At 68.9% G+C, this 22860-nt stretch carries 26 protein-coding genes and 1 tRNA gene; 4 read left to right on the forward strand and 23 right to left on the reverse strand.

Features of this window, described 5'->3' with window-relative positions:
• Nucleotides 1–84 precede the first annotated feature (84 nt).
• The 9 genes from ACVCMC_RS09420 to ACVCMC_RS09460 all read right to left on the reverse strand — a co-directional run bounded on the left by ACVCMC_RS09420 (nt 85) and on the right by ACVCMC_RS09460 (nt 6333).
• Entirely contained in the window at nt 85–651 is a 567-nt protein-coding gene (locus tag ACVCMC_RS09420) for a cytochrome b (RefSeq protein ID WP_447097070.1), read from the reverse strand.
• The gene (locus ACVCMC_RS09425; protein WP_447097071.1) at nt 648–1757 is read right to left on the reverse strand and encodes a catalase family peroxidase; all 1110 of its coding nucleotides are present in this window, start codon (nt 1755–1757) and stop codon (nt 648–650) included. Before ACVCMC_RS09425 ends, ACVCMC_RS09420 begins: the two co-directional genes overlap by 4 nt.
• Before the next feature lie 246 nt (nt 1758–2003).
• On the reverse strand, nt 2004–2525 hold the full coding sequence (locus ACVCMC_RS09430) for a phosphatidylglycerophosphatase A family protein (protein WP_447097072.1): 522 nt from the start codon (nt 2523–2525) through the stop codon (nt 2004–2006).
• Nucleotides 2522–3490: a thiamine-phosphate kinase gene (gene thiL / locus ACVCMC_RS09435; protein ID WP_395116850.1), complete on the reverse strand. Its 969-nt coding sequence runs from the start codon at nt 3488–3490 to the stop codon at nt 2522–2524. Before thiL ends, ACVCMC_RS09430 begins: the two co-directional genes overlap by 4 nt.
• 30 nt (nt 3491–3520) lie before the next feature.
• Nucleotides 3521–4066, reverse strand: coding sequence for a GNAT family N-acetyltransferase (locus tag ACVCMC_RS09440; protein WP_395116848.1), 546 nt, complete (start codon nt 4064–4066; stop codon nt 3521–3523).
• The gene (nusB, locus tag ACVCMC_RS09445; protein ID WP_447097073.1) at nt 4066–4512 is read right to left on the reverse strand and encodes a transcription antitermination factor NusB; all 447 of its coding nucleotides are present in this window, start codon (nt 4510–4512) and stop codon (nt 4066–4068) included. The genes ACVCMC_RS09440 and nusB overlap by 1 nt, the downstream gene beginning before the upstream one ends.
• Nucleotides 4509–4973, reverse strand: coding sequence for a 6,7-dimethyl-8-ribityllumazine synthase (gene ribH / locus ACVCMC_RS09450; RefSeq protein ID WP_447097074.1), 465 nt, complete (start codon nt 4971–4973; stop codon nt 4509–4511). The genes nusB and ribH overlap by 4 nt, the downstream gene beginning before the upstream one ends.
• A gap of 39 nt (nt 4974–5012) precedes the next feature.
• On the reverse strand, nt 5013–5963 hold the full coding sequence (gene ldcA / locus ACVCMC_RS09455) for a muramoyltetrapeptide carboxypeptidase (protein WP_447097075.1): 951 nt from the start codon (nt 5961–5963) through the stop codon (nt 5013–5015).
• 100 nt (nt 5964–6063) lie between these two features.
• The gene (locus ACVCMC_RS09460; RefSeq protein ID WP_395116842.1) at nt 6064–6333 is read right to left on the reverse strand and encodes a putative signal transducing protein; all 270 of its coding nucleotides are present in this window, start codon (nt 6331–6333) and stop codon (nt 6064–6066) included.
• A gap of 113 nt (nt 6334–6446) precedes the next feature.
• Here ACVCMC_RS09460 and ACVCMC_RS09465 point away from each other — a divergent pair, with 113 nt between their 5' ends.
• From ACVCMC_RS09465 to ACVCMC_RS09480, 4 genes are all read left to right on the forward strand, one after another.
• On the forward strand, nt 6447–8195 hold the full coding sequence (locus ACVCMC_RS09465; protein WP_447097076.1) for a glutamine--tRNA ligase/YqeY domain fusion protein: 1749 nt from the start codon (nt 6447–6449) through the stop codon (nt 8193–8195).
• A gap of 10 nt (nt 8196–8205) precedes the next feature.
• Complete coding sequence (locus tag ACVCMC_RS09470; protein ID WP_395116838.1) at nt 8206–8766, forward strand: nucleoside deaminase; 561 nt, start codon at nt 8206–8208, stop codon at nt 8764–8766.
• The gene (locus tag ACVCMC_RS09475; RefSeq protein ID WP_447097077.1) at nt 8763–9473 is read left to right on the forward strand and encodes a TVP38/TMEM64 family protein; all 711 of its coding nucleotides are present in this window, start codon (nt 8763–8765) and stop codon (nt 9471–9473) included. Before ACVCMC_RS09470 ends, ACVCMC_RS09475 begins: the two co-directional genes overlap by 4 nt.
• Before the next feature lie 126 nt (nt 9474–9599).
• Nucleotides 9600–11498: an ATP-binding response regulator gene (locus ACVCMC_RS09480; protein ID WP_395116834.1), complete on the forward strand. Its 1899-nt coding sequence runs from the start codon at nt 9600–9602 to the stop codon at nt 11496–11498.
• A 37-nt stretch (nt 11499–11535) separates the two neighbouring features.
• On the opposite strand, the gene ACVCMC_RS09485 is transcribed toward ACVCMC_RS09480, so the two are convergent.
• The 14 genes from ACVCMC_RS09485 to ruvC all read right to left on the reverse strand — a co-directional run bounded on the left by ACVCMC_RS09485 (nt 11536) and on the right by ruvC (nt 22849).
• Nucleotides 11536–11611 (reverse strand) — tRNA-Lys (locus ACVCMC_RS09485).
• A 76-nt stretch (nt 11612–11687) separates the two neighbouring features.
• Nucleotides 11688–12374, reverse strand: coding sequence for a 7-cyano-7-deazaguanine synthase QueC (queC, locus tag ACVCMC_RS09490; RefSeq protein WP_447097078.1), 687 nt, complete (start codon nt 12372–12374; stop codon nt 11688–11690).
• 103 nt (nt 12375–12477) lie between these two features.
• A complete protein-coding gene (gene queE / locus ACVCMC_RS09495; protein ID WP_447097079.1) occupies nt 12478–13170 on the reverse strand; it encodes a 7-carboxy-7-deazaguanine synthase QueE in 693 nt (230 codons plus the stop codon).
• Between the two features lie 7 nt (nt 13171–13177).
• Nucleotides 13178–13975, reverse strand: coding sequence for a tol-pal system protein YbgF (gene ybgF / locus ACVCMC_RS09500; protein ID WP_447097080.1), 798 nt, complete (start codon nt 13973–13975; stop codon nt 13178–13180).
• A gap of 41 nt (nt 13976–14016) precedes the next feature.
• Nucleotides 14017–14526 carry a peptidoglycan-associated lipoprotein Pal gene (pal, locus tag ACVCMC_RS09505; RefSeq protein ID WP_395116826.1) on the reverse strand — a complete coding sequence of 170 codons (510 nt, stop codon included), beginning with the start codon at nt 14524–14526 and terminating at the stop codon, nt 14017–14019.
• Between the two features lie 249 nt (nt 14527–14775).
• Nucleotides 14776–16104, reverse strand: a complete 1329-nt coding sequence (gene tolB, locus ACVCMC_RS09510) for a Tol-Pal system beta propeller repeat protein TolB (protein ID WP_447097081.1) — start codon at nt 16102–16104, stop codon at nt 14776–14778.
• Nucleotides 16101–17042, reverse strand: coding sequence for a cell envelope integrity protein TolA (gene tolA / locus ACVCMC_RS09515; protein WP_447097082.1), 942 nt, complete (start codon nt 17040–17042; stop codon nt 16101–16103). The genes tolB and tolA overlap by 4 nt, the downstream gene beginning before the upstream one ends.
• On the reverse strand, nt 17029–17493 hold the full coding sequence (tolR, locus tag ACVCMC_RS09520) for a protein TolR (protein WP_136260022.1): 465 nt from the start codon (nt 17491–17493) through the stop codon (nt 17029–17031). The genes tolA and tolR overlap by 14 nt, the downstream gene beginning before the upstream one ends.
• Nucleotides 17494–17506: 13 nt before the next feature.
• A complete protein-coding gene (tolQ, locus tag ACVCMC_RS09525) occupies nt 17507–18190 on the reverse strand; it encodes a protein TolQ (protein ID WP_136260021.1) in 684 nt (227 codons plus the stop codon).
• A 40-nt stretch (nt 18191–18230) separates the two neighbouring features.
• Nucleotides 18231–18650: a tol-pal system-associated acyl-CoA thioesterase gene (gene ybgC / locus ACVCMC_RS09530; RefSeq protein WP_447097083.1), complete on the reverse strand. Its 420-nt coding sequence runs from the start codon at nt 18648–18650 to the stop codon at nt 18231–18233.
• A complete protein-coding gene (gene ruvB / locus ACVCMC_RS09535; RefSeq protein ID WP_447097084.1) occupies nt 18643–19692 on the reverse strand; it encodes a Holliday junction branch migration DNA helicase RuvB in 1050 nt (349 codons plus the stop codon). The genes ybgC and ruvB overlap by 8 nt, the downstream gene beginning before the upstream one ends.
• 110 nt (nt 19693–19802) lie before the next feature.
• Nucleotides 19803–21719 carry a potassium transporter Kup gene (locus ACVCMC_RS09540; RefSeq protein ID WP_395116816.1) on the reverse strand — a complete coding sequence of 639 codons (1917 nt, stop codon included), beginning with the start codon at nt 21717–21719 and terminating at the stop codon, nt 19803–19805.
• A gap of 15 nt (nt 21720–21734) precedes the next feature.
• Nucleotides 21735–22331 carry a Holliday junction branch migration protein RuvA gene (gene ruvA, locus ACVCMC_RS09545; RefSeq protein ID WP_447097085.1) on the reverse strand — a complete coding sequence of 199 codons (597 nt, stop codon included), beginning with the start codon at nt 22329–22331 and terminating at the stop codon, nt 21735–21737.
• The gene (gene ruvC, locus ACVCMC_RS09550) at nt 22328–22849 is read right to left on the reverse strand and encodes a crossover junction endodeoxyribonuclease RuvC (RefSeq protein ID WP_395121347.1); all 522 of its coding nucleotides are present in this window, start codon (nt 22847–22849) and stop codon (nt 22328–22330) included. The genes ruvA and ruvC overlap by 4 nt, the downstream gene beginning before the upstream one ends.
• Between the last annotated feature and the right edge of the window lie 11 nt (nt 22850–22860).

A 22860-nucleotide genomic window follows, 5' to 3' on the forward strand; every position in this document is an offset into this window, starting at 1 on the left:
TGCGATCAGGACCGCTACATGCAGCTCATACGGCGCACGTTCGCATTTGGATGCCCTGTCGCCACCAGGCGCGGCGTCGGCGGCCTAGGAGCCGATATCGCTCCGGTGCCGCCCCGCTCCCCTTGCCATGCTGGCGAACACGCCATCGCGGCGTATCCAGGCGTGGTACAGCGCCGCCGCCAGATGCATGAGCACGACGGCGAACAGCAGCAGCGCCAGCCAGGTATGGGCCGTGCGCAGCACGGCGTACACCGTCGGGTCGTGCGGTGCGATCGCCGGCAGGCTGACCCCGCCGGGCATGGTCACCGGATAGCCGCCAGCCGAGACCATGGCCCAGCCCACCAGCGGCATGGCGAACATCAAGGCGTACAGCAGGATGTGCGAGGCCCCGGCTGCAGCCTTCTGGATGGCCGGCAGGTCGGCCGGCAACGCCGGTGGCGGATGGCGCAGGCGATTGGCCAGGCGCACCACCGCCAGCAGGAGGATCGCGATGCCCAGCGGGCGATGCAGGCTCACCAGGGCGGGACGCAGGCTCAGCGAGGCGACCATGCCGACGCCGACGAAGAGCATCGCCAGGATCGCCAGCGCCATCGTCCAGTGCAGCACGCGGGCGAGCAGGTTGAAATGGGCGGAGCTGCCGGCGCGGTTCATCGGTCCGACTCCGGTGTCGCGGCGTGGCCGGTGGCGGCGCCGGCCTCGCCGCTGGCGATGTCGTGCTCGCGGCGGTTGAACGACACCGAATAGACGGCCGAACGCGCCGCCAGGATCGGATCGTCGGAAGCCTCCACGCCGGTGGGCAGCACCAGCGGATCGTAGTTGATGTCGCGGCAGGCGCCGGTGGCCTGCGCGCTGCTGCTCTCCACCACCACGGTGCCGACCGTGACCCGCGGGCGATCCTCCGGCCAGCTCTGCGAGGGGTTCACCGGATCGTCGGCTTGCGCCAGCGTCACCACCATGTCCCAGCGCAGTTCGCCCTTCGCCAGACGCGCCGCAAGATCCTCGGCCAGGTAATCGGCATCGGCCTGCTCGCGTTGTTCCGGCGTCATCCCGGCAAACGGGGTTTGCGGCTGCATCGACCAGCGCACGTTGCGCACGTTGCCGGCGCGGTTGACGAAGCGGAAGGTGTCGACGCCGTTGAACGTGGTGTTCGCCCAACTGGTGGACCACGGCGCGTGGGCGGCCCAATCGGCGAAGCGGGCGAATTCCGGATGCGCCTTGGCAAACGCCGCCTGGCGCGCCGGATCGGGCTTGCCGGTGGCCGGATCGGGCGTGTTGGCGCGGGTCTGCTCATAGAAGGCCTCGACCGAGGACACGCCGAAGAACGGAAAGCTGTTCATCGCCATGCGCCATTGCTGGCCGTCGCCGCCGTCGAGCTTCAGCGCCATGCTGCGCACGCGCGCCTTGGCGTCCAGGCCGTAGGGCGAGCCGCCGCCGATCGACAACCTGCCGACGAACGGCGTGCGCACCGGCGCGAACAATCGCGCGCTCGACAGCGCCGTTCCCTGCCCGTTGCCCTCGAAGTAGCCGGCCACGCAGACGCCCTTGGCGTGAGCCCGGCGAAACCCGCGCCAGACCTGGCCGTTGGCGGTTTCGATCGCGTTGGTGAAACGTTGCGACGTGAGACGGCTGGAACCCAGCCAGCCGCCGACCCATGCGAACGCAAGGGCGACGGCGGCGACGATCAGCGCGATGGCAAGCCATGCCAAGGTCGCACGCCGACGGCTGGCGGGAATGGCGGCGGGATCGGAATCAAGCATGGAGCCTCCGGTCAATGGAGATGAAACGAGGGTGCCTGGTTCCTTTCGCTGGTACGACGGCCGCGGTTACCCCGATGCGCCGCCGGCGCCGGCCGGAGACGCCGCGTACGCGTCCGGCGCCTGCTGCCGCGACTGCCCCTGATCGACCATCGACGCCGGCTAACCGCCGTGCCGGAGCATTGCTTCGTCCCATGCGCACGCGGTTGTGCATCCCGGCCCGGGCCGAATGCCCGAGGCCGGCGGGACTCAGGCCAGGATGCGCAGCAGCGCGGCCAGCGCGATCGCGGCGAACACGCCGGCGATCACGTCGTCGATCATGACGCCGAAACCGCCCTTCACGCGCCGGTCCAGCCAGCGGATCGGCCATGGCTTCCAGACGTCGAACAGGCGGAACAGCGCGAAACCGGCCACCGGCATCCACCACGCGAGGCCATCGGCGGGAAGCAGCACGCCCAGCAGCGGCAGCAGCGCCAGCCACTGGCCGATGAACTCGTCCCAGACCAGGCTGCGATGATCGTCCACGCCCAGCGCGCGGCCGGCGATGTCGCAGGCACGCACGCCGACCGCGAAGCCCGTCAGCAGCACCAGCACGTAGCCCCACGCGGGCAGGCCGCGCAGGACCAGCCACGGCAGCAGCGCGGCCAGCGAACCGAACGTGCCCTGCGCCAGCGGCGCCAGGCCGGAACCAAACCCGCAGGCGAGCCAGCCCCACGGCGTGGCCAGCAGGGCACGCCTTTGCGTGGCGCTCAGGCGCTTTCTGTCATTCACGCGAAATGCTCCCAGCCCGGCGTGCCGGGCTCCATCCAGCCACCGTCGTGACCACGTACGCGCACCCCGGTGCCGGCCACGATCCGGCCGATGCGAGTGGCACCGCAGCCGAGCCGCGACAGGTCGGCCTGCACCTGGCTCAACCGATCGGGCGGCACGCAGAAGCACAACTCGTAATCGTCGCCGCCGCCCAGCGCAAAGTGCAGCGCGGTGGCGTCGTCGTAGAGGCCCAAGAGCGCCGACGAGCGCGGCAGCAGCGCGGCGTCGATCTCGGCTCCCACGCCGCTGGCGGCGCAGATGTGGCCCAGGTCGGCGAGCAGGCCGTCGGAAACGTCGACGCAGGCATGCGCCTGCCCACGCAGCGCGACACCGGCGGCCAGCCGCGGCGTCGGCCGGTTCAGCCGTTCGACGAGGTAGTCGCGCAACTGGCCGCGATCATCCTCCTCGCGGCGCCATTGCTGCAGCACGTTCAGGCCGGCGGCGGCATCGCCCAGCGTGCCGGTGACCAGCACCGCGTCGCCCACGCGCGCACCGGCCCGGGTCAGCGCCTTGCCCGGCGGCACGAAGCCGTGCACCGCGACGCTCACGGTCAGCGGGCCGCGCGTGGTATCGCCACCGACCAGCGCCAGCCGGTGCACAGCGGCCAGCCGCGAAAATCCGTCGACGAAGCCTTCTACGAAGGCGCGATCCGCCTGCGGCAGGGTCAGCCCCAGCAGCGCCCAGGCCGGCGTGGCACCCATCGCCGCCAGGTCGGAGAGGTTCACCGCCAGCGCCTTCCAGCCGATGTCGGCCGGATCGGTACCGCGCGGAAAATGCACGCCTTCGACCAGCGTGTCGATCGCCACCGCCAGCTCCTGCCCGGCGGGCACGGCGAGCACGGCCGCGTCGTCGCCGATGCCCAGCCGCACGTCGTCGCGCGCCTGCACGGTGCGCTGCCGGATCAGCTCGATCAGGTCGAATTCCATCAGCGTCGCTCGCCTCTGTTGCCGGGCCCGTCAGCGCGTGAACAGCAGCACCGGGTCGCCCATGTAGGTGGTCTGCTGGCGCAGCGCAAAGCCGGCCTTTTCGGCAAGGCGGATCGAGGCGGCGTTGTCCGGATCGATGATGCATACCGCGGTGTGGTCGCCCAGATGCGCCTGGCCCCAGGCCAGCACCGCCGCCAGCGCTTCGCTGGCGTAACCCTTGCCGTGACTGTCCGCGGCCAGCACCCAGCCGAGTTCGGGCATGCCTTCGAGCGAGGGTTCGATCTCGCGCCGGAAATCGGCGTAGCCGATGTCGCCGATGCAGCGACCGCTGGATTTCTCCTCGATCGCCCAGTAGCCGTAGCCGAGCACGCACCACAGGCCCGGATAGCGCAGCAGCCGCAACCAGGCTTCCTGCCGCGTGGACGGGCGACCGCCGATGTAACGCACCACGACCGGATCGGACCAGATCGCCAGCAGGGCGTCGTGGTCGTCGGCGCGATGGCCGCGCAGGCGCAGGCGCGCGGTTTCGAGCGGAGGCACCGGATCGATGCCCGCAGGCACGACGGCGGGCTGCATCAAGCGCCCTTCTCGAGCGCGCGCAACTCGGCGGCCAGCTTGTCCAGCACGCCGTTGACGTAGCTGTGACCGTGATCGGCGCCGAAGCGCTTGGTCACTTCGATCGCCTCGTTCAGCACCACGCGGTAAGGCACGTCGGGCCGATGCTTCAGTTCGTAGGCGGCCAGCCGCAGCGCGGCGCGTTCGATCGGATCGACCTGCGCCACCTCGCGATCCAGGTGCGGACGCAGGCAGGCATCGAGCTCGTCGACGTGCTGCTCGACGCCGTGCAGCAGGTCCTCGAAATACTCCAGGTCGGCCACTTCCATGTCCTGTTCGTGGCGGAACTGCTCGATCACCGCATTCATGTGGCTGCCGCTGAGCTGCCATGCGTACAGCGCCTGCAAAGCACGGCGGCGTGCCCGCGAGCGCGCCTGCAGGTCGAGGCCGTGGACGCGCGCGCTCATCCGAGTTTCCGGTAGAGGTTGGCCATCTCCAGCGCCGCCAAGGCGGCGTCGGCGCCCTTGTTGCCGGCCTTGGTGCCGGCGCGCTCGATCGCCTGTTCGATGGAGTCGGTGGTGAGCACGCCGAACGCCACCGGCACGCCGGAGCCGAGCGCGGCCGAGGCCAGGCCCTTGGCGCATTCGCCGGCGACGAAATCGAAATGGGGGGTGGCGCCGCGGATCACCGCGCCGAGCGCGATCACCGCCGCGTACTCACCCGAATGCGCCAGCTTGTGCGCGACCAGCGCGATTTCCCAGGCGCCGGGCACGCGCACCAGCTCGATCGCGTCATCCGCCACGCCATGGCGCAGCAGCGCGTCGCGGGCGCCGGCAACCAGCGGCTCGACCACGAAACCGTTGAAGCGTCCGGCGACGATGGCAAAGCGGCCGTGGGGCGTGGCGAAATCGCCTTCGATGGTCTTCATGGTCTGTTCCTGGGAGCAAGCCCGTGCGGGCCGGCCATTTTACGGCTTTTCGGGCGGGCCGGCCGGGTTGGCGCAATCGAGGTGGGGATAGCCGCCGATTTCCAGCCGCGCGCGGCCGTCCTCGACGCGCAGGCGCGCAGGCGCGCCGAACGGCAACGTGAGCTGTTCGGCGCCATGGCCGTGCGGCAGGCCGTCGACCAGCGGCACGCCGGCCACGGCGCGGATCTGGGCGAACGCGTCGCGCAATTCGTAGCCGTTGTCGCGATGGCCGGGCGCGCACTGGCTGAAGCCACCCAGCAGCAACGCCTGCTGCCGCCCCAGCACGCCGGACAGATGCAGTTGGTACAACATGCGCTCCACCCGGTACGGCGCCTCGCCGACGTCCTCGACGAACAGGATGCCGTCGTCGATGACGGGGAAGTACGGCGTGCCGAGCAGGCTGCACAGCATCGCCAGGTTGCCGCCCCACAGCGGGCCGTGCAGGTCGAGCCCGGCGCGGGCGAAAGTCGCCCAGGACACCTGCGCCGTCGGCGCGGTCAGCGTGGCCCAGAACTGGCGCCAGCTGAAGTCATCCGGCACCTCGGCGCCGAGGTCGGCCAGCAGCGGGCCACTGAACGTGCACAGGCCGCTCTTCGCATGCAGGGCCAGTTGCAGCGCGGTGAAATCGCTGTGGCCGACCAGCGCGATCGGTGCGCCGTGCAGGCGCTCGCGCAGCGCAGGGTAGTCGAGCTGCGGCAACAAGCGCGCCGCGCCGTAGCCACCGCGCGTGGTCAGCGCGATGTCCGGCAGCACCGCCGCCGTCGCCAGCGCGTTGATGTCGGCCGCCCGATCGGCGTCGCTGCCGGCGAAACGCTGCGCGAAACGCGCCAGCACCTCCTCGCCGTCGACCGTGCAGCCCGCCTCGCGCAGGCGCGCCACGCCGCGCGCCATGGCGACAGGATCATGCGCATGGCCCGAGGGGGCGATCAGGCGGATGTGGGCGGGATGCATCGCAAGCTCTCGGCGACCGGAATGCCGGCAAGTATCCCGCGCACGACCGGGCGACGCAGGGGCAACCGCAGGGCGGTTCGGCGGTTCGGGCGCACGCCGCTCAGCAGGGTACGGCCAGCGGATCGTCGGGCATCTCGTCGATCGCGTGGCGGGCTTCGCCCAGCACCGCCTCGACCTCTCGCACCACGTCCTGCGCCCGTGCCAGCCCCGCTTCCGGCACCATCACCGCGATGAAATCCATCGCCGGCAACTGGCCGACGCCGCCGGTGAGGTACTCGCCGGCGATGAACGCCGGAATCTCGGCCGCCTCCAGCGCATCCTTGACCAGATGGGCGTCGAACAGGTTCTGCGCGCGGTAGACGGTGTGCATGAGCGGCAAGCTACCCCGCGGCGCGGCGCGGGGCAAGGCCACGGCGTTCTTCGCCCGGTCCGGGCGACGGGGTAAACTTTGCGGTTTCCACCACCGCGCGCGAGCGTCACTCGATGCCGACCGACCACCCCGCCCCCATCCCCGCCTCCGCGCCGCAGGACTTCATCCGGCAGATCGTGCGCGACGACCTGGCCTCGGGCAAGCACGTGGAGATCCATACCCGCTTTCCACCGGAGCCCAACGGCTACCTGCACATCGGCCACGCGAAGGCGATCTGCCTCTCCTTCGGTATCGCCCGCGAGTTCGACGGCTGGTGCAACCTGCGCCTGGACGACACTAACCCCGGCAGGGAAGACCCCGAGTTCGTCGAAGGCATCAAGGAGGACGTGCGCTGGCTCGGCTTCCGGTGGCACGAGCTGCGCCACGCGTCGGACTACTTCGACGTGTTCTATCGCGGCGCGCTCAAGCTGATCGAGGACGGCAAGGCCTACGTCGACGACCTCGACGCCGAGCAGGTGCGTGCCTATCGCGGCACGCTGACCGAGCCGGGCCGCGACTCGCCGTATCGCACGCGCTCGATCGAAGAGAATCTCGACCTGTTCAAGCGCATGCGCGCCGGCGAATTCGCCGACGGCAGCAAGACCCTGCGCGCGAAGATCGACATGGCCGCCGGCAACATCAACCTGCGCGATCCCGCGCTTTACCGCATCCGCAAGATCGCCCACCAGAACACCGGCGACGCGTGGCCGATCTACCCGATGTACGACTACGCGCACGCGCTGTCCGACGCGATGGAAGGCATCACCCACTCGCTGTGCACGCTGGAGTTCGAGGATCACCGGCCGCTGTACGACTGGTGCGTGGACAACGTCGACCTGCCCGCGAACCCGTCGCTGTGGCAGTCGGTGGTCGAGGCCGGGCTGGAGGCGAAGCCGGCCAAGCCGCGGCAGATCGAGTTTTCCCGGCTCAACCTCAGCTACTGCATCACCAGCAAGCGCAAGCTGGCGCAGCTGGTCAGCGAGAACTTCGTCGACGGCTGGGACGACCCGCGCATGAACACCTTGCGCGGCCTGCGCCGGCGCGGCTTCACCCCGGCCGGGCTGCGCCTGCTGGTCGAGCGCGTGGGCGTCTCCAAGCAGAACAGCGTGATCGACTACGCCGTGCTGGAAGGTTGCATCCGCGAGGACCTGGACGCCACGGCCGCGCGGCGCATGGCGGTGCTCGACCCGCTCAAGCTGGTGCTGACCAACCTGCCCGCGGGCCATGAGGAAACCCTGACCTTCCCCAACCATCCCAAGGACGAAAGCTTCGGCACCCGTCTGGTGCCGTTCGCGCGCGAAGTGTGGATCGAGCGCGACGATTTCGCCGAGGTGCCGCCGAAGGGCTTCCACCGGCTGAAGCCGGACGGCGAGGTGCGCCTGCGCGGCGTCGGCATCGTCAAGTGCACCGAAGTCGTCAAGGATGCCGCGGGCAACGTGATCGAACTGCACGGCACGCTCGATCCGGACACGCGCCACGGCCTGCCCGGCGCGGACCGCAAGGTGAAGGGCACGATCCACTGGGTCAGTGCAAAGCACGCGGTGGCCGCCGAGGTGCGCCTGTACGACCGCCTGTTCAGCGTGCCCGCGCCCGATGGCGAGGACGATGGCAAGAGCTGGCTGGAGCACATCAACCCCGAGGCCAAGCGCGTGGTCAGCGGCTGGCTGGAGCCGGCCGCCGCGAACGTCGACCCCGAGCAACGTTTCCAGTTCGAGCGGCTGGGCTACTTCGTCGCCGATCGCCACGACCACCGCGCCGACGCGCCGGTGTTCAACCGCACCGTGACCCTGCGCGACGTCTGGGCGCGCGCGGCCGGCCAGTAGGAAGACCGCGATGCTGCCGCTGCAGATCCACCTGACCCTGCCGCCCTGGATCGGCGACGTGGCCGATACCAACAAGCGCTACCACAGCGACGAGGAGCGCGTGGGGCTGGCGATCGAGCTGTCCCGGCAGAACGTGGAGCGCGGCGGCGGCGGGCCGTTCGGCGCGGCCGTGTTCAACAACCACAGCGGGCGGCTGGTCGCCGTCGGCGTCAACCGCGTGGTGCCGCAAGGCTGCTCGGTCGCCCACGCCGAGATGATGGCGATCATGATCGCCCAGCAGCGGCTCAGCCGGCACCGCCTCAACGAGGACGGAAGCCAATACGCGCTGGCCACCAGCTCGCAGCCGTGCTGCCAGTGCTACGGCGCCAGCGTGTGGGCAGGCATCGACGAGTTGCTGATCGGCGCACGCGCGGAAGACGTGGAGGAGCTCACCCAGTTCGACGAAGGCCCGCTGCCGGCGGACTGGATCGGCGAACTGGCCCGCCGCCACATCGCCGTGCGCCGCGACATCCTGCGCGACCAGGCCCGTGACGTGCTCGCCAGCTACGGCGCCACCGGCACGCCGTATTGAGCCGCTGGCGCGCCGCGCTGCCGCTGGCCCTGCTGTTGCTGGCAGGCGTGCTGCTGTTCGCCTCGGGCTCGCTGCACGCGCTGACCCCGCGCCAGTTGCTGGCCCACCAGGCCGAGCTGCACGCCCTGATCGAGCATCACCCGTGGCTGGCCCGGCTGGCCTACGTCGGCCTGCTGACCCTCGGCGTGGCTACCGGCATCCCCGGCACCATCGTGATCATCCTGGCCGGCGGCTTCGCCTTCGGCGTGGTCGACGCGACACTGACCTCGTCGCTTGGGCTCACCCTTGGCGCGCTGATCCTGTATCTCGCCAGCCGCCAGGCGTTCGGCCCGGGCAGCGCGCAGCAGCCGCCGCTGGTCGCGCGGCTGCACCACGGCTTCGAACGCCATCCGGTCAGCTACACCCTGTTCCTGCGCTTCGTGCCGGTACTGCCGTTCGGCGCGGTCACCGTGGCACTGGCCTGGCTGCGCTGTCCGCTGTGGCTGTTCCTCGGCGCCAGCTGGCTGGGCGGCACGGTGTCGCTGGTGTTCGAGACGTCGGTTGGCGCCGGCCTGGCCGACGCGATGAGCGAGAGCGACCGCATCGGCCTGGGCCTGTTCATGCACCGCGAAGTCCTGCTGCCGCTGGGCGCGATCGCCCTGCTCGCCCTGCTGCCGCTGCTGTTCGAGCGGCTGGCCCGCCGCCGGCGTCGCCGCACGGGGGAGTAAGCGCGCGCCGGCGCTTCCCTTTGCGCGGGGTTGCGCTACATTCCCGGCAACGGCGCCCGGCGTGCACGACGCATCCCGCGGCGGTACCGGGGTATCGGCGGGGTGTTCCGACGGGGCGGGCAGACGATGGATCTGGCGGGCAACTCGTGGCTGGCAAGGTTGTGGCACCACACGTCGCTGGTCCAGCGCATGGCCTTCGTGGCGCTGGTGCCCACCCTGATCACGGCTGCATTGCTGGTGACCCTGCTCACCCAGCGGCAACTGGACACCCTGCATCAGATGGCGCGCGGCAACGCCAACGCCATCGCCACCCAGACCGCGTCGGTGTGCGTGCAGCCTCTGCGGACGATGCGGCTGCGCGAACTGCTGCGCATCGCCGATTCGATCGGTGAACTGCCCCATGTGACACGCGTGCAGATCCGCACCGCGGACGGCCAGATCCTGGCCGATCATCGCGCCGCCGACGACGGCCACGACGTCACCAGCGTGGTGCGCGAGGTCGTCGACACCGCGCAGGCGACGCCCCAGGTGCTGGGCTCGGTACTGGTCAACGTGAGCCTGCGCGACGCCGTCGCCGCGCAACGGGCCACGCTGCGCCACGCCTTGATCGCGCTGCTGCTGAGCCTGCTGGTGGCCGGCGTGATCGGCTGGCAGGCGGCGCGCTGGATCAGCGCACCGCTGCGGCGCCTGGCCGGCGCGGTGGGGCAACTGGGTCGGGACGACCAGCCCGCCAGCGTGCCGGTGACCGATCACACCGAGATCGGCGAGCTGCAGCGGGGCTTCAACCACGCTGCCGCCGCGCTGTTCGAGAGTCGCCGCGGCCTGCGCGAGCGCATCGAGGAGGCCACGCTCGAACTGGAACACAAGAATGCCGCGCTGGAAGCGGCCAGCGAGGCCCGTTCGCGTTTCCTCGCCGCCGCCGCGCACGACCTGCGCCAGCCGCTGTACGCGCTGACCCTGTTCTCGGCCGCGCTGGCGCTCGACGAACACGACCCGCAGCGGCTGGACCGCATCGCACACATCCAGGAATGCGTGCACTCGCTCGACCATCTGTTCGGCGAGCTGCTGGACCTGTCGCGGCTGGAAGCCGGCGCGGTGCAGGTCGAGATCAGCGAATTTCCGCTCAACCAGGTGTTCGCCGCGGTCAGCCGCACCTTCAGCATGGTGGCCGAGCAACGCGGGCTGGTGCTGCGCCTCCACCCCGTGCGCGACTGGGTACGCAGCGACCGCACGATGCTCACGCGCATGCTCAACAATCTGGTCAGCAACGCCTTGCGCTTCACCCACCGCGGCGGCGCCCTGATCGGTGCGCGCCGCTGCGGCGGCGATCGCCTGCGCATCGAGGTGTGGGATACCGGCAGCGGCATCGCCGCCGAACACCTGGCGCACGTGTTCGACGAGTTCTACCGCATCGACGACCACAGCGACCCCGGGCTCGCCGACGGCTCCCAGTCGGGCCTCGGCCTGGGCCTGGCCACGGTACAGCGCCTGGCGCAACTGCTCGACACCGTGGTCGGGGTGGACTCGCGCCCCGGCCGCGGAAGCATGTTCCACTTCGAGCTGCCGCTGGCCAGCGCGCAGATGTTGCCGCCGCCGACGGAGGCGGAGGAAGAGCCCGCCGGCGACCTGGCGGGCCGCCGGGTGCTGGTGCTCGACGACGATCCGGCGATCCTCTCCGGCATCCGCTTCCTGCTGCGCAGCTGGGGCTGCGACGTGGCGGTGGCCGAAGACCATCAGCAGGCGCAGGAGGCGATCGAGAACTGGCCGGCGCCGGTCGACATCGTGATCTGCGACCTGCACCTGCGCTCGGGCGAGCGCGGCATCGACCTGTTCGCGGAACTCGACCGCCTCTACCAACGCGACGGCGAAGCGCGCTTCGCGCGTCTGCTGGTGACCGGCGAGACGCGCGCCGAGCGCCTGCAGGAGGTGCTCGCCGACAAGCTGACGGTGCTGTACAAACCGGTCTCGCCGCAGCGCTTGCGCAGTGCGATGCTGGCCGCGCTGGCCGCCCGTGACGGGGCGTGACGCCGCCTGGATTCGCGAACGGCGGCGCGTGGGGAGTTGGTGGGTCGTCCGGGATTCGAACCCGGGACCAATAGATTAAAAGTCTACTGCTCTACCAACTGAGCTAACGACCCGTGCAAGCGCCCGGCCGTGGCCGGGCAAGCCTTCGATTTTACGGTGTGCTCCATGATGGCACAAGCAAACGCGCGCTCAGGCGTAGCGCGTGGGATCGGCCATGTCCGCTTCGCGGAAGCCCTGCGCGCGCAGCCGGCAGGCGTCGCAGTGGCCGCAGGCGCGACCCTCGTCATCGGCGCGGTAGCAGCTGACCGTGGCCGAAAAGTCGACGCCGAGGCGACGACCTTCGCGCGCGATGTCGGCCTTGCTCATGTGCATCAGCGGCGCGTGCACGCGGATACCCGCCCCCTCGACCCCGGCCTTCGTGGCCACGTTGGCCAGCGCTTCGAACGCCGCGACGAAGGCAGGCCGGCAATCCGGATAGCCCGAGTAGTCGACCGCGTTGACGCCACACCAGATGTCGCTGGAGCCGAGCACCTCGGCCCAGCCCAGCGCGATCGACAGCATGATCGTGTTGCGTGCCGGCACGTAGGTCACCGGGATCTCGCTGCTGTCGCCCGCATCCAGCGGCACCTCGATGTCGGCGGTGAGGGCCGACCCGCCGATGCTGCGCAGGTCGACCGCCACGGTCTTGTGCTCGACCGCACCGAGCATGCTCGCCACCCGATCGGATGCCGCCAGCTCGGAACGGTGGCGCTGGCCATAGGCCACGCTCAACGCGTGCACCTGGTAGCCCTGCTCGCGGGCGATCGCGATGGTGACGGCCGAATCCATGCCGCCGGAAACGAGTACGACGGCCTTGCGGGATTGTGGGTCAGGCATGGTTTGCATCCATGGAAAAAGAAAAACGGCGAGAAGCGAGTGAAGAGGAGTGAGAAGTAGGAAAAGGCGTTGCTCGCCGCTGTTCTCTCACTTCTCGCTTCCTCTACTTGCCTTTCGCGTCGTTCCACAGCAGCTTGTGCAGCTGCAGCTGGAACCGCACGTCGAGCTTGTCGGCGAGGATCCACTCGGCCAGTTCGCGCGGTTCGACCGCGCCGTGCACCGGGGAGAACAGCACCATGCAGCGACCGGTCAGGGCGTGCTCGGTCAGCATGGCGCGCGCCCACTCGTAGTCACCGCGGCTGGCGAGCACGATCTTGATCTGGTCGTGCGGCAGCAGATGATCCAGGTTGGACCACAGGTTGCGGCCGCTCTCGCCGGAATCGGGCGCCTTCAGGTCCATCACCTTGTGCACGCGCGCGTCCACGGCGGACACGTCCAGCGCGCCGGAAGTCTCCAGCGACACCTCATAGCCGGCGTCGCACAGCTTGCGCAGCAGGATCAGGCAGCGCTTCTGCGCCAGCGGCTCGCCGCCGGTGACGCAGACATGCTTCGCGCCGTGCCGCGCGACCTCGGCCATGATGTCGTCGATCGCGTGCCAGTCGCCGCCGTGGAACGAATACTCGGTGTCGCACCACACGCAGCGCAGCGGGCAACCGGTGAGGCGCACGAACACGGTGCGCCAGCCGATGGCGTCGGCTTCGCCCTGGATCGAGTGGAAGATCTCGGTGATGCGCAGGCGCTCGGCAACTGCCGTCGCAGGCGTGGCGGAGGCCACGCGCGTATCGTCACCACTCACCGCCGCCTCAACCGCCGGCTTGGACTTGCAGGCGCTGCAGGCGCTCCTGCGCCAGGCTCGCCGAGTCCGATCCGGGATACTTGGCAATGACCTGCTTCAGCGTGGTCTTGGCCGCGTCGACCTGCTTCAACTCGATCTGGCAATAGCCGATCTTGAGCAGCGCGTCGGGGGTCTTGTCGCTCTGCGGGAACTGCCCGACCAGTTGCTTGAACGCATCCAGCGCCACGCCGTAGTTGGTGGTGACGAAATACGATTGCCCCAGCCAGTACCAGGCATTGGGCACCAGCGCATGGTTCGGATACTGCTGGATGAAGGCACGGAACTGCCGCGAGGCCGCCGCGTAATTGCCACCGCGGATCGACTGGAATGCCGTGTCGTAAGCTGCCTGTGCCGCGGCCGGATCGGCCGTGGCAGCGCTGCTCGATGCCGGCGCTGGCGCGCTCGACGCGCTGGCGGAAGTCGCCGCTGTCGTCGCCGCTGCCGCTGCCGGGGTGCCGGATGGCGCCGGCGGATTGCCCGCACCGCCGCCTTCGAGGCGCGCCAGGCGCGCGTCGAGGTCGCCGTACTGGGCCTTGTTCTTGTCCTCGAGCACCTGCAACTGATGCTGCAGCTCCTCGATCTGACCTTGCATCTGGCGTACCTGCGAGCTCAGTTGCTGGATCTGGTTGACCAGGCCGGTGCCGCTCTGGTCGCGATTCTGCGTCTGCTGCTCCAGCCGGCTGACACGATCCGCCAGGCTGAGCCGGGCGTCCTGGGCCAGTACCGGGAACGCGAACAGCATGGCGGACGCCAAGGCGCCCGCCATGCTGATCCTGGCCGAAAAACCCTTAGCCAGTCGCTTCATCATTACTGCGCCGTGTAGACGATCTCGACGCGGCGGTTCTTGCTCCAGCAGTCTTCATTGTGCTCGCGGCAGACCGGCTTTTCCTTGCCGTAGCTGATGACCGTCATCTGGCTGGCCGAGGCACCGTTGGCCTGCAGCGCGCTGTCGACGGCATTGGCACGACGCTCGCCGAGGCCCAGGTTGTACTCGCGGGTGCCGCGCTCGTCGGTGTTGCCTTCCAGACGCAGCTGGGCGCTCGGGCGATCCTGCAGGTACTTGGCGTGGCACGCCATGATCTGCTGGAACTCCGGCTTGATCTCGGACTTGTCGAAGTCGAAGTACACGACGCGCTGACGCAGGCAGGCATCGGTATCGAGGTCGGCGGGGGTGTACTTGCCATCGGACGCGGGCGCGGTCGGCGCCGGTGCGGTCTGCTCGACCGGCGGCTGCGGCTTGACTTCCTGCTTCTTGCTGCACGCTGCTGCACCCACGCAGAGCAAGGCAACCAGGGCAATGCGAACGGTTTTGTTCATGGTGACGTTCCTTATAACGAGTTGAGTTCCGACAAACAGATGACGAGGAGGTTACAAACGCTGGCCGCCGGTTGACCGGCTGTTATTTTCACATGCGAAAGATCGACGATGCGTGACGCTGCATGCCGCTCTGCCCGGCGGGTCCGCAACTGCGTCCCACCCGAAACCGAAACGCGCCGATGGCGCCGTCCGGGCCCGTTCCATGGGCATCATGCCGCCGTGCGGCTGACCGCACGGCGACATGAAAATTCAAGGTTCCCGATAAGGCCCCCAGGCGGGTTCCTGCACGTTGCCCTCGGCGAGGCGCAGGCGATCACGCACCATGCCGTCGCTGGACACGGAATACAGGACTCCACGACTACCTTCGGTGGCTGAATACAGCAGCATGCTGGCATTGGGTGCGAAGCTGACCGAGTCGTCCAGCGGGCCCGGCGAAATGAACCGCTGCTGCCCGCCCAGACTCTGATCCTGAATGACAATACGATACACGTTCCCGCCGCCCTGCACCATCGCGATCTGCTTGCCGTCGTAGCTCACCGAGGCCTTGGCGTTGTACTGCCCCTGGAAGGTGATCCGCTGCGGCGTGCCCCCGGCGACCGGGACCTGGTAGATCTGCGGCCGACCGGACCGGTCGGAGGTGAAATAGATGCTCTGGCCGTCCGGCGCCCAGACCGGCTCGGTGTCGATCGACAGGCTGTTGGTCAACCGGGTGGCTTGGTGGCTGGCCAGGTCGATCACGAAGATTTCCGGGTTGCCGACATAGGACAGCGAGACCGCCAGCTTCTTGCCGTCCGGCGACCACGACGGCGCGCCGTTGATGCCCTTGCGGGCCGATACCAGCTGGCGCGCGCCGGTGAGGATGTTCTGGATGCGGATCGAGGAGTTGCCGTCCTCGAACGAGACATAGGCGATGCTGGAGCCGTCCGGCGACCACGCCGGCGACAGCAGCGACTCGCGCGAGCGCACCGCCACCTGCGGGTTGTAGCCATCCGAATCGGCGACGATCAGCGAATAGGTCGTGCTGTTGCCCAGCCCCACCGAGGTGACGTAGGCGATGCGCGTCCAGAACGCGCCGCGCACGCCGGTGATCTTCTCGTAGACCTTGTCGGCCATCCGGTGCGCCACGCCGCGCAGGTCGCCGGCCGGCGTGGTGAAGGTGCCGCCGAGCAACTCCTGCTGCTTGTTGACGTCCCACAGCTCGTAGGTGACGGTGAGCGTGCCGTTGCCGGCATCCGCGATACGCCCCACCACGATGTAGTCCTGCTTGAGCAGCCGCCAGGTGGCGAACTTGATCTCCGAACCCTGCGCCGGCGTCTCCACGATGTCGCTCCTGGCCAGCGAGCGGAACTTGCCGGAGCGGTTGAAATCGCTGCGCATCACGTCGGCCACGTCGGTCGACAGCGGCACACCGCCCTGCTGGGCGAACGGCACCACCACGATCGGCGTGGCGGTCTTGACGCCGCCGATGATGTCCACCGTCAGCGGCGACTGGGCCACCACCGGGCCGGCAAACAGCGCGGCCGCGGCCACCATGAGTAGGGCGATGCCTAGGCTGAACTTTCGCGTGGGCTTGGTCATTGCGGCCTGAAGGTGAAGGTGAGATTGCGCCGGAACACTTTTTCGAAACCCTTGTACGGCAAGGTCTTGGTGCGGAGCACGGCGTTTTCCACCGAGCGCCTTCCGGCCTCGTCGTACGGGCAGCTGGAGTCGACTGTGGCGCTCAGGACGTCACCACCGGGTGATTGCACGATGTGAACATCGCAGGGAGCCTCGGGCATGTTATCCGGACGCAGCCAGTTCGGTGTGACCGCATTCTGAATGGCCGCTGCGTACTCGCTGCTCAGATCGCTGTCCGGACTGTTGTTGCCGCTCTGCAGCTGGTCGGTGGCCGGCAGGTCGGGACGGGCGTTGTCCTGGGCGTTTTTCAGGTCGGCCAGCTGCTGCTGGGCCTGTTTGGCCTTGTTGTCCAGCTGCCGGGTCTGCGCCGAGGCGGCCGCCATCTTGGCGAAGATCGCGTCGAGCTTCTTGCGCTCCTCCTCCTTCTTTTTGGCCGCCTGGGCGTCCAGTTCGGCCTGGCGCTGGCGCTCCTTCTCCTCCTGCACTTTCTTTGCCTCTTCGGCCTTCAGTGCGGCGTCCTCGACCACGCGCTCCTGGTCGACCGTGTCCGGGTGCTTCGGCGGCGGCGGCAACTGGCTGACCGCCGGCTTCTCCGGCGTCGGCTTGGGCGGGGTCACGGTGGGCGGCGGCGGGACCGTGTTGGGCACCGGCTTGACCTTGACCGCCTTCGGCGGCGGGCTGCCGGTGGGGCCGATCAGGGTGGCCTCGATGATCGGGCCCTGCAGCTTCAACGGCACCGTGCAGGTGATCGGGTTCATCCACGACGGCAGGTGCAACGCGTTGAAGAAGCTCTCGTACGACGCGCACGGCAGCACGGCGAGGAACAGGAACCCCACGATGCCGATATGCAATACGGCGGACAGCACGACCGCCTTCGGCGTCGCCCTACTTTCGTCCATCGGACGCGCCCTTGCCTGGCTCGTTCGCGGGGCCCGGCTGGCCCATCAGGCCGACCTTGGCCACGCCGGCGGCCTGCAGGTCGGCCAGCACCTTGAACACGCCGCCATAGCTCCCGCGCTCGTCGCCGCCGACCAGCACGTTCACCTGCGGATTTTCACGCACGAAGGCGCCGACCTTGAGCTTGAGCGTGTCCTCGTCCACCAGCTCCTTCTTCGCCCCGCTCAGGGTCAGGTAGAGCTGGCCGTCCTGCAGCACCGACACCAGCACCGGGTCCTTCTTCTGCTGCAGCGACTTGGCATCGGACTGCGGCAGCTGGACGTCGACGCTGTTGTTGAGCATCGGCGTGGTGACCATGAAGATGATGAGCAGCACCAGCATCACGTCGATGTAGGGCACGACGTTGATCTCGGACTTCAGCTTGTAGCGCTTGTGGCGCCCGGAGGTTCGCATGATCGCTCTCCGCTCAGGCTGCGTCGTCGGTCTGGATCTGCCGCTGCAGCACGGAGGAGAACTCCTCCTGGAATACGTCGTAGCGCGAGGCAATGCGCTCGACCTTGGTGGCGTAGCGGTTGTACGCCCACTGCGCCGGAATCGCGGCGAACAGGCCCATGGCGGTGGCGATCAGCGCCTCGGAGATGTGCGGCGCCACCACGGCGATGGTCACGTCCTTCATGTCGCCCAGGCCCTGGAACGCGCCCATGATGCCCCACACCGTGCCGAACAGGCCCACGTACGGGCTGATCGAGCCGACGTTGGCGAGAAACTCCAGGTTGCGCTCGAGCAGGCCGATCTCGCGGGTGCCGGCCACCTGCATCGCGCGCTCGGAGCCCTCGATCGCCGCGCGCGCGTCGTGCGTCTTGCGCTGGCGCTGGCGGGCGAACTCGCGGAAACCCGATTCGAAGATGTTCTCGATGCCGCCGCTGTCGCCGCGGTTGCTGACCTCGCGGAACAGCTGGGCCAGGTCGCCGCCGGACCAGAAGCGCTCCTCGAACGCCTCGGCGTCTTCCAGCGCTGCCTTGGTCTGGGTGTACTTGCGGATGATGATCACCCACGACAGGAACGAGAACACCAGCAGGATAAGCAGCACCAGTTGCACCGGCAGGCTCGAATCGGCCACCAGCGTGAAAATGTTCAGTCCACCATTCATGGCTTGCAGGTACTCCGCGGATTTCGACGAGGGACGGGTGTCAGGCTTCGGGTTGCGGGATCAGATCCGGCGGTATCGCCGCCGGCCGCATGCGTTCCAGCTCCACGCACGCCACGCGCACGCTGGCGCGAACCAGGCACTTGCCGTCCGCCTTCATGATCGTCTGGGCGAACAGGATACTGGCAGCGCGGCGTTCTTTGACTTCCACCGTTACCGACAGTTCATCATCCAGCAGGGCGGGACGGAGGAAGTCGATGTGCATGTCGCGCACCATGAAGGCCAGCCCGGTAGCCTGCTTGTAGGCCATCTGGTCCACGCCCAGCGCGCGCATCCACTCGCTGCGGGCGCGTTCCATGAAACGCAGGTAGCCGGCGTGGTAGACCACGCCGCCGGCGTCGGTGTCTTCCCAATAGACGCGCACCTTCCAGCTGAAGGGGGGCTCCGCGGCAAGCTCAGGCATCGTCGGTCCCGCCGTCGAACAGGTCGGCCGCCTGCGCCTGCCGCGGCGGCGGGGCCAGCCCCAGATGGCGCCAGCCCCGGGCGCTGACCATGCGGCCGCGGGCGGTGCGTACCAGGTAGCCTTGCTGGATCAGGTACGGCTCGACCACGTCTTCCAGCGTGCCGCGGTCCTCGCTCAGGGCGGCGGCCAGCGATTCCACCCCGACCGGGCCGCCGTCGAAGTTCTCGATGATCAGGGCAAGCAGGCGTCGGTCCAGTTCGTCGAAACCCTGCGGATCGATCTTCAGCATGTCCAGCGCCGCCTGCGCCGCTGCCAGGGTGATCTCGCCACCGGCGCGCACCTCGGCGTAGTCGCGCACCCGACGCAGCAGGCGGTTGGCGATGCGCGGCGTGCCGCGCGACCGGCGGGCGATCTCCTGCGCGCCGTCCGCCGCGCACACGATGCCGAGAATTCTCGCCGCCCGCCGCACGATCGCGGTGAGCTCGTCGGTGGTGTAGAACTCCAGCCGCTGCACGATACCGAAGCGATCGCGCAGCGGGGCGGTGAGCATGCCGGCGCGGGTGGTGGCGCCGATCAGGGTGAACGGCGGCAGGTCGAGCTTGATCGAGCGCGCGGCGGGGCCTTCGCCGATCATGATGTCGATCTGGAAATCCTCCATCGCCGGATAGAGTACCTCCTCGACCACCGGCGACAGGCGGTGGATCTCGTCGACGAACAGCACGTCGTTCGCCTCCAGGTTGGTCAGCAGCGCGGCGAGGTCGCCGGCGCGTTCCAGCACCGGGCCGGAGGTGGAGCGCAGGTTCACGCCCAGCTCGTTGGCGATCACGTGGCTCAGCGTGGTCTTGCCCAGGCCCGGCGGACCGAACACCAGCACGTGGTCCAGCGCGCCGCCGCGCTTCTTCGCCGCCTCGATGTAGATCGAGAGCTGCTCGCGCACCGCCTGCTGGCCCAGGTATTCGGCCAGCCGCCTGGGGCGGATGGTCGCCTCCAGCGCTTCGTCGTCGAGCTGGGCGGCGGCGGTGATGATGCGCGCTTCGGTCATGCGGGGATTATGGCAGGCTCACACCGGGTATGTAGGAGCGCACCTTGTGCCCGGTGCCCCTCTTCACGGCGCGCAAAAGCTTCGCGCACACAGGGCGCTGTCCTGCAGCTTCAGATTTCCACCTGAGCGCCCAGCTCGATCAGCCGGTTGCCGGGGATCTGGAAGAAGGCGGTGGCGGGCAGCGCATTGCGCGCCATGAAGGCGAACAGCTTGTCGCGCCACGGCGCCATGCCCGGGCGCCGCTCGCTGGAAACGATGCTCTCGCGCGACAGGAAGAAGGTGGTATCCATCATGTCGAAACCGAGCCCTTCGCGGGTGCAGCGCGACAGTGCCAGCGGGATGTTGGGGTCCTCGGCGAAACCGAAGCGCAGCTCCAGGCTGTAGAAATCGTCGCTCAGCCGGCTGATGTGGATGCGCTCCTCGGCATCGGCCACCGGCGTCTCCAGGATTGCCACGGTGAGCAGCACGTTGCGCTCATGCAGCACCTTGTTGTGCTTCAGGTTGTGCAGCAGCGCATGCGGCACGGCCTCCTGGTTGGCGGTCAGGAACACCGCCGTGCCCGGCACCCGCATCGGCGGATGCTCGGTCATGTTCTCGATGAACGGCGCCAGCGCCAGGCCGCCCTGCTTGATCTCGCGCACCACCAGCTCGCGGCCGCGGCGCCAGGTGGTCATCACGGTGAACAACAGCACGCCGAGCACCAGCGGGAACCAGCCGCCGTCGGGAATCTTCAGCGTGTTGGCGCCGAAGTAGCTCAGGTCGATCACCAGCAGCAGCAGGCCGGTGAGGATCACCACGGTGCGGCTCCAGTGCCACATGCGGCGCGCCACGATCATGGTCAGCACGGTGTCGATCGCCATGGTGCCGGTCACCGCGATGCCGTAGGCGCCAGCCAGGGCGTTGGAGGAGCCGAAACCAATCACGGTGGCGATCACCGCCACCATCAGGCCGCGGTTGACCCACGGCAGGAAGATCTGCCCGATCGCCTCGCGCGAGGTGTGCACCACCTGCATGCGTGGCAGGAAGCCGAGCTGGATCGCCTGCCGGCACACGGTGAACGCGCCGGAGATCACCGCCTGCGAGGCGATCACGGTAGCCAGCGTGGCCAGCCCGATCATCGGGTACAACGCCCAGCCCGGCACCGAATGGTAGAACGGGTTGGCGATCGCCTCGGGGTGGTTGAGCAGCAAGCCACCCTGCCCGTAGTAGTTCAGCAGCAGCGCCGGCATCACGAAACCGAACCACGCCGCGCGGATCGGGTAGCGGCCGAAGTGGCCCATGTCGGTATACAGCGCCTCGGCGCCGGTCACGCACAGCACCACCGAACCCAGCGCCAGGAACGACGCCGCCCCATGGCTCATGAAGAACTGCACCGCATGGTACGGATTGAGTGCCCACAGCACGCCCGGCGCCTTGATGATGTTGTGCACGCCGATCACCGCCAGCGCCAGGAACCACAACACCATGATCGGCCCGAACAGCACCCCGATGCGCGCGGTGCCGTGGCGCTGCAGCCAGAACAGGCCGAGCAGGATCGCCACCGTGATCGGCACCACGTAGTGCGACAGCGCCGGCGCGGCCACCTGCAGGCCCTCGACCGCCGAGAGCACCGAGATCGACGGCGTGATCACGCCATCGCCGAAGAACAGCGCGGCGCCGAGCAAGGCCATCAGCATGATCGCCCGCCGTGCACGCACCGACTTGCCGGCCGCGCGCTGGGCCAGGGTCATCAACGCCATGATGCCGCCCTCGCCCTTGTTGTCGGCGCGCATCACCAGGCTGACGTACTTCACCGCCACCACCATGATCAACGACCAGGTGACCAGCGACAGGATGCCCAGCACCGTGCTCGGGTGCGGGTGCAGGCCGTGGTCGGGCAGGAAGGTCTCGTGCATCGTGTACAGCGGGCTGGTGCCGATGTCGCCGAACACCACGCCCAGCGCCCCGAGGATCAAGGCCGACTTGGCGCCGTGGCCGTTGTCGGTGCCGCTGGAAGCGGGCGCCTGGTCGTGCACTTGTTCGCTCATGGAAATCCTGACGGCCTAGTTGCCCAACGCAGCGCGCAAGGCCTTGCGGATGATGGCCTCGGCGCTGTCGCCGTCGGCGGCGACCTTCTGCACCAGCCGGCTCACCTCGGCCGGCTTGTAGCCGAGCTGCTGCAGCGCCACCGTGGCCTCGCCCGCCGCGTCCAGCGCCGCGGCGGCACCGGGCAGGGATACGCCGCCGGGAGTGGACAAGCCGTCGACGCGGTCGCGCAGCTCCACCACGATGCGCTCGGCGGTCTTCTTGCCGATGCCGGGGATCTTGGTCAGCGCCACTACGTCGCCGGCATGCACCAGCCGGGCGAAGTGATCGGTGGAAACCCCCGACAGCACCGCCAGCGCGATCTTCGCGCCGATGCCGCTGACCTTGAGCAGGCTGCGGAACAGCGTGCGCTCGTTCTCGCGCAGGAAACCGTACAGCGCGACGCTGTCCTCCTTCACCGCGTGATGGATCAGCAAGGTCACTTCGGTGCCGGTGGCGGGCAGGTCGTAGATCGTGGACATCGGCGCCTCGACCTCGTAGCCGACGCCGGCCACCTCCACCAGCAGCGAGGGCGGCTGGCGGGAAACCAGGGTGCCACGCAGTCGGCCGATCACCGGCGCCGCCTCCACGCCGTGCGCGGGATGCCGACGCGGGCCAGGCTGGCGCGGGTGTGCGCGTGCGCCACCGCGATGGCCAATGCATCGGCGGCGTCGGCCTGCAGCGGGCCCTTGAGGCCGAGCAGCACGCCGATCATGTGCTGCACCTGCGCCTTGTCGGCGCGGCCACTGCCGACCACGGACTGCTTGACCTCGGTTGCCGCGTATTCGTGCACCACGATCCCCCGACTGACCACCGCGCAGATCGCGGCGCCGCGTGCCTGCCCCAGTTTCAGCGCGGAATCCGCATTGCGCGCCATGAACACGCGCTCGATGCCGCACTCGACCGGGTGATGGGCGGCGATGATGTCACACAGTTCGTCAAAGATGCGTTTCAGGCGCAGCGGGAAGCTGGCCTCGCCGGCCACCGCCAGCGCGCCATGGAAGACATGGGCGAGCCGGCCCGCCTCGTCCACGTCGATGATGCCCACGCCGGTGCGCTGGCTGCCGGGATCGATGCCGATGATGCGGATCATCACGATGCGAT

It is taken from the genome of Rhodanobacter sp. UC4452_H20, assembly GCF_052978205.1.

Excerpts from the sequence above, each read along its gene's own strand:
- ruvB (WP_447097084.1), bottom strand. The coding sequence starts at position 19,692 with ATGACCGAAGCGCGCATCATCACCGCCGCCGCCCAGCTCGACGACGAA.
- ACVCMC_RS09465 (WP_447097076.1), top strand. The coding sequence starts at position 6,447 with ATGCCGACCGACCACCCCGCCCCCATCCCCGCCTCCGCGCCGCAGGAC.
- ACVCMC_RS09470 (WP_395116838.1), top strand. The coding sequence starts at position 8,206 with ATGCTGCCGCTGCAGATCCACCTGACCCTGCCGCCCTGGATCGGCGAC.
- ACVCMC_RS09420 (WP_447097070.1), bottom strand. The coding sequence starts at position 651 with ATGAACCGCGCCGGCAGCTCCGCCCATTTCAACCTGCTCGCCCGCGTG.
- pal (WP_395116826.1), bottom strand. The coding sequence starts at position 14,526 with ATGAACAAAACCGTTCGCATTGCCCTGGTTGCCTTGCTCTGCGTGGGT.
- nusB (WP_447097073.1), bottom strand. The coding sequence starts at position 4,512 with ATGAGCGCGCGCGTCCACGGCCTCGACCTGCAGGCGCGCTCGCGGGCA.
- ACVCMC_RS09460 (WP_395116842.1), bottom strand. The coding sequence starts at position 6,333 with ATGCACACCGTCTACCGCGCGCAGAACCTGTTCGACGCCCATCTGGTC.
- ribH (WP_447097074.1), bottom strand. The coding sequence starts at position 4,973 with ATGAAGACCATCGAAGGCGATTTCGCCACGCCCCACGGCCGCTTTGCC.
- tolA (WP_447097082.1), bottom strand. The coding sequence starts at position 17,042 with ATGGACGAAAGTAGGGCGACGCCGAAGGCGGTCGTGCTGTCCGCCGTA.
- ldcA (WP_447097075.1), bottom strand. The coding sequence starts at position 5,963 with ATGCATCCCGCCCACATCCGCCTGATCGCCCCCTCGGGCCATGCGCAT.
- ACVCMC_RS09480 (WP_395116834.1), top strand. The coding sequence starts at position 9,600 with ATGGATCTGGCGGGCAACTCGTGGCTGGCAAGGTTGTGGCACCACACG.
- thiL (WP_395116850.1), bottom strand. The coding sequence starts at position 3,490 with ATGGAATTCGACCTGATCGAGCTGATCCGGCAGCGCACCGTGCAGGCG.
- ybgC (WP_447097083.1), bottom strand. The coding sequence starts at position 18,650 with ATGCCTGAGCTTGCCGCGGAGCCCCCCTTCAGCTGGAAGGTGCGCGTC.
- ACVCMC_RS09425 (WP_447097071.1), bottom strand. The coding sequence starts at position 1,757 with ATGCTTGATTCCGATCCCGCCGCCATTCCCGCCAGCCGTCGGCGTGCG.
- ruvC (WP_395121347.1), bottom strand. The coding sequence starts at position 22,849 with ATGATCCGCATCATCGGCATCGATCCCGGCAGCCAGCGCACCGGCGTG.
- ACVCMC_RS09540 (WP_395116816.1), bottom strand. The coding sequence starts at position 21,719 with ATGAGCGAACAAGTGCACGACCAGGCGCCCGCTTCCAGCGGCACCGAC.
- ybgF (WP_447097080.1), bottom strand. The coding sequence starts at position 13,975 with ATGGCGGGCGCCTTGGCGTCCGCCATGCTGTTCGCGTTCCCGGTACTG.
- ACVCMC_RS09440 (WP_395116848.1), bottom strand. The coding sequence starts at position 4,066 with ATGCAGCCCGCCGTCGTGCCTGCGGGCATCGATCCGGTGCCTCCGCTC.
- queC (WP_447097078.1), bottom strand. The coding sequence starts at position 12,374 with ATGCCTGACCCACAATCCCGCAAGGCCGTCGTACTCGTTTCCGGCGGC.
- tolQ (WP_136260021.1), bottom strand. The coding sequence starts at position 18,190 with ATGAATGGTGGACTGAACATTTTCACGCTGGTGGCCGATTCGAGCCTG.
- tolB (WP_447097081.1), bottom strand. The coding sequence starts at position 16,104 with ATGACCAAGCCCACGCGAAAGTTCAGCCTAGGCATCGCCCTACTCATG.
- tolR (WP_136260022.1), bottom strand. The coding sequence starts at position 17,493 with ATGCGAACCTCCGGGCGCCACAAGCGCTACAAGCTGAAGTCCGAGATC.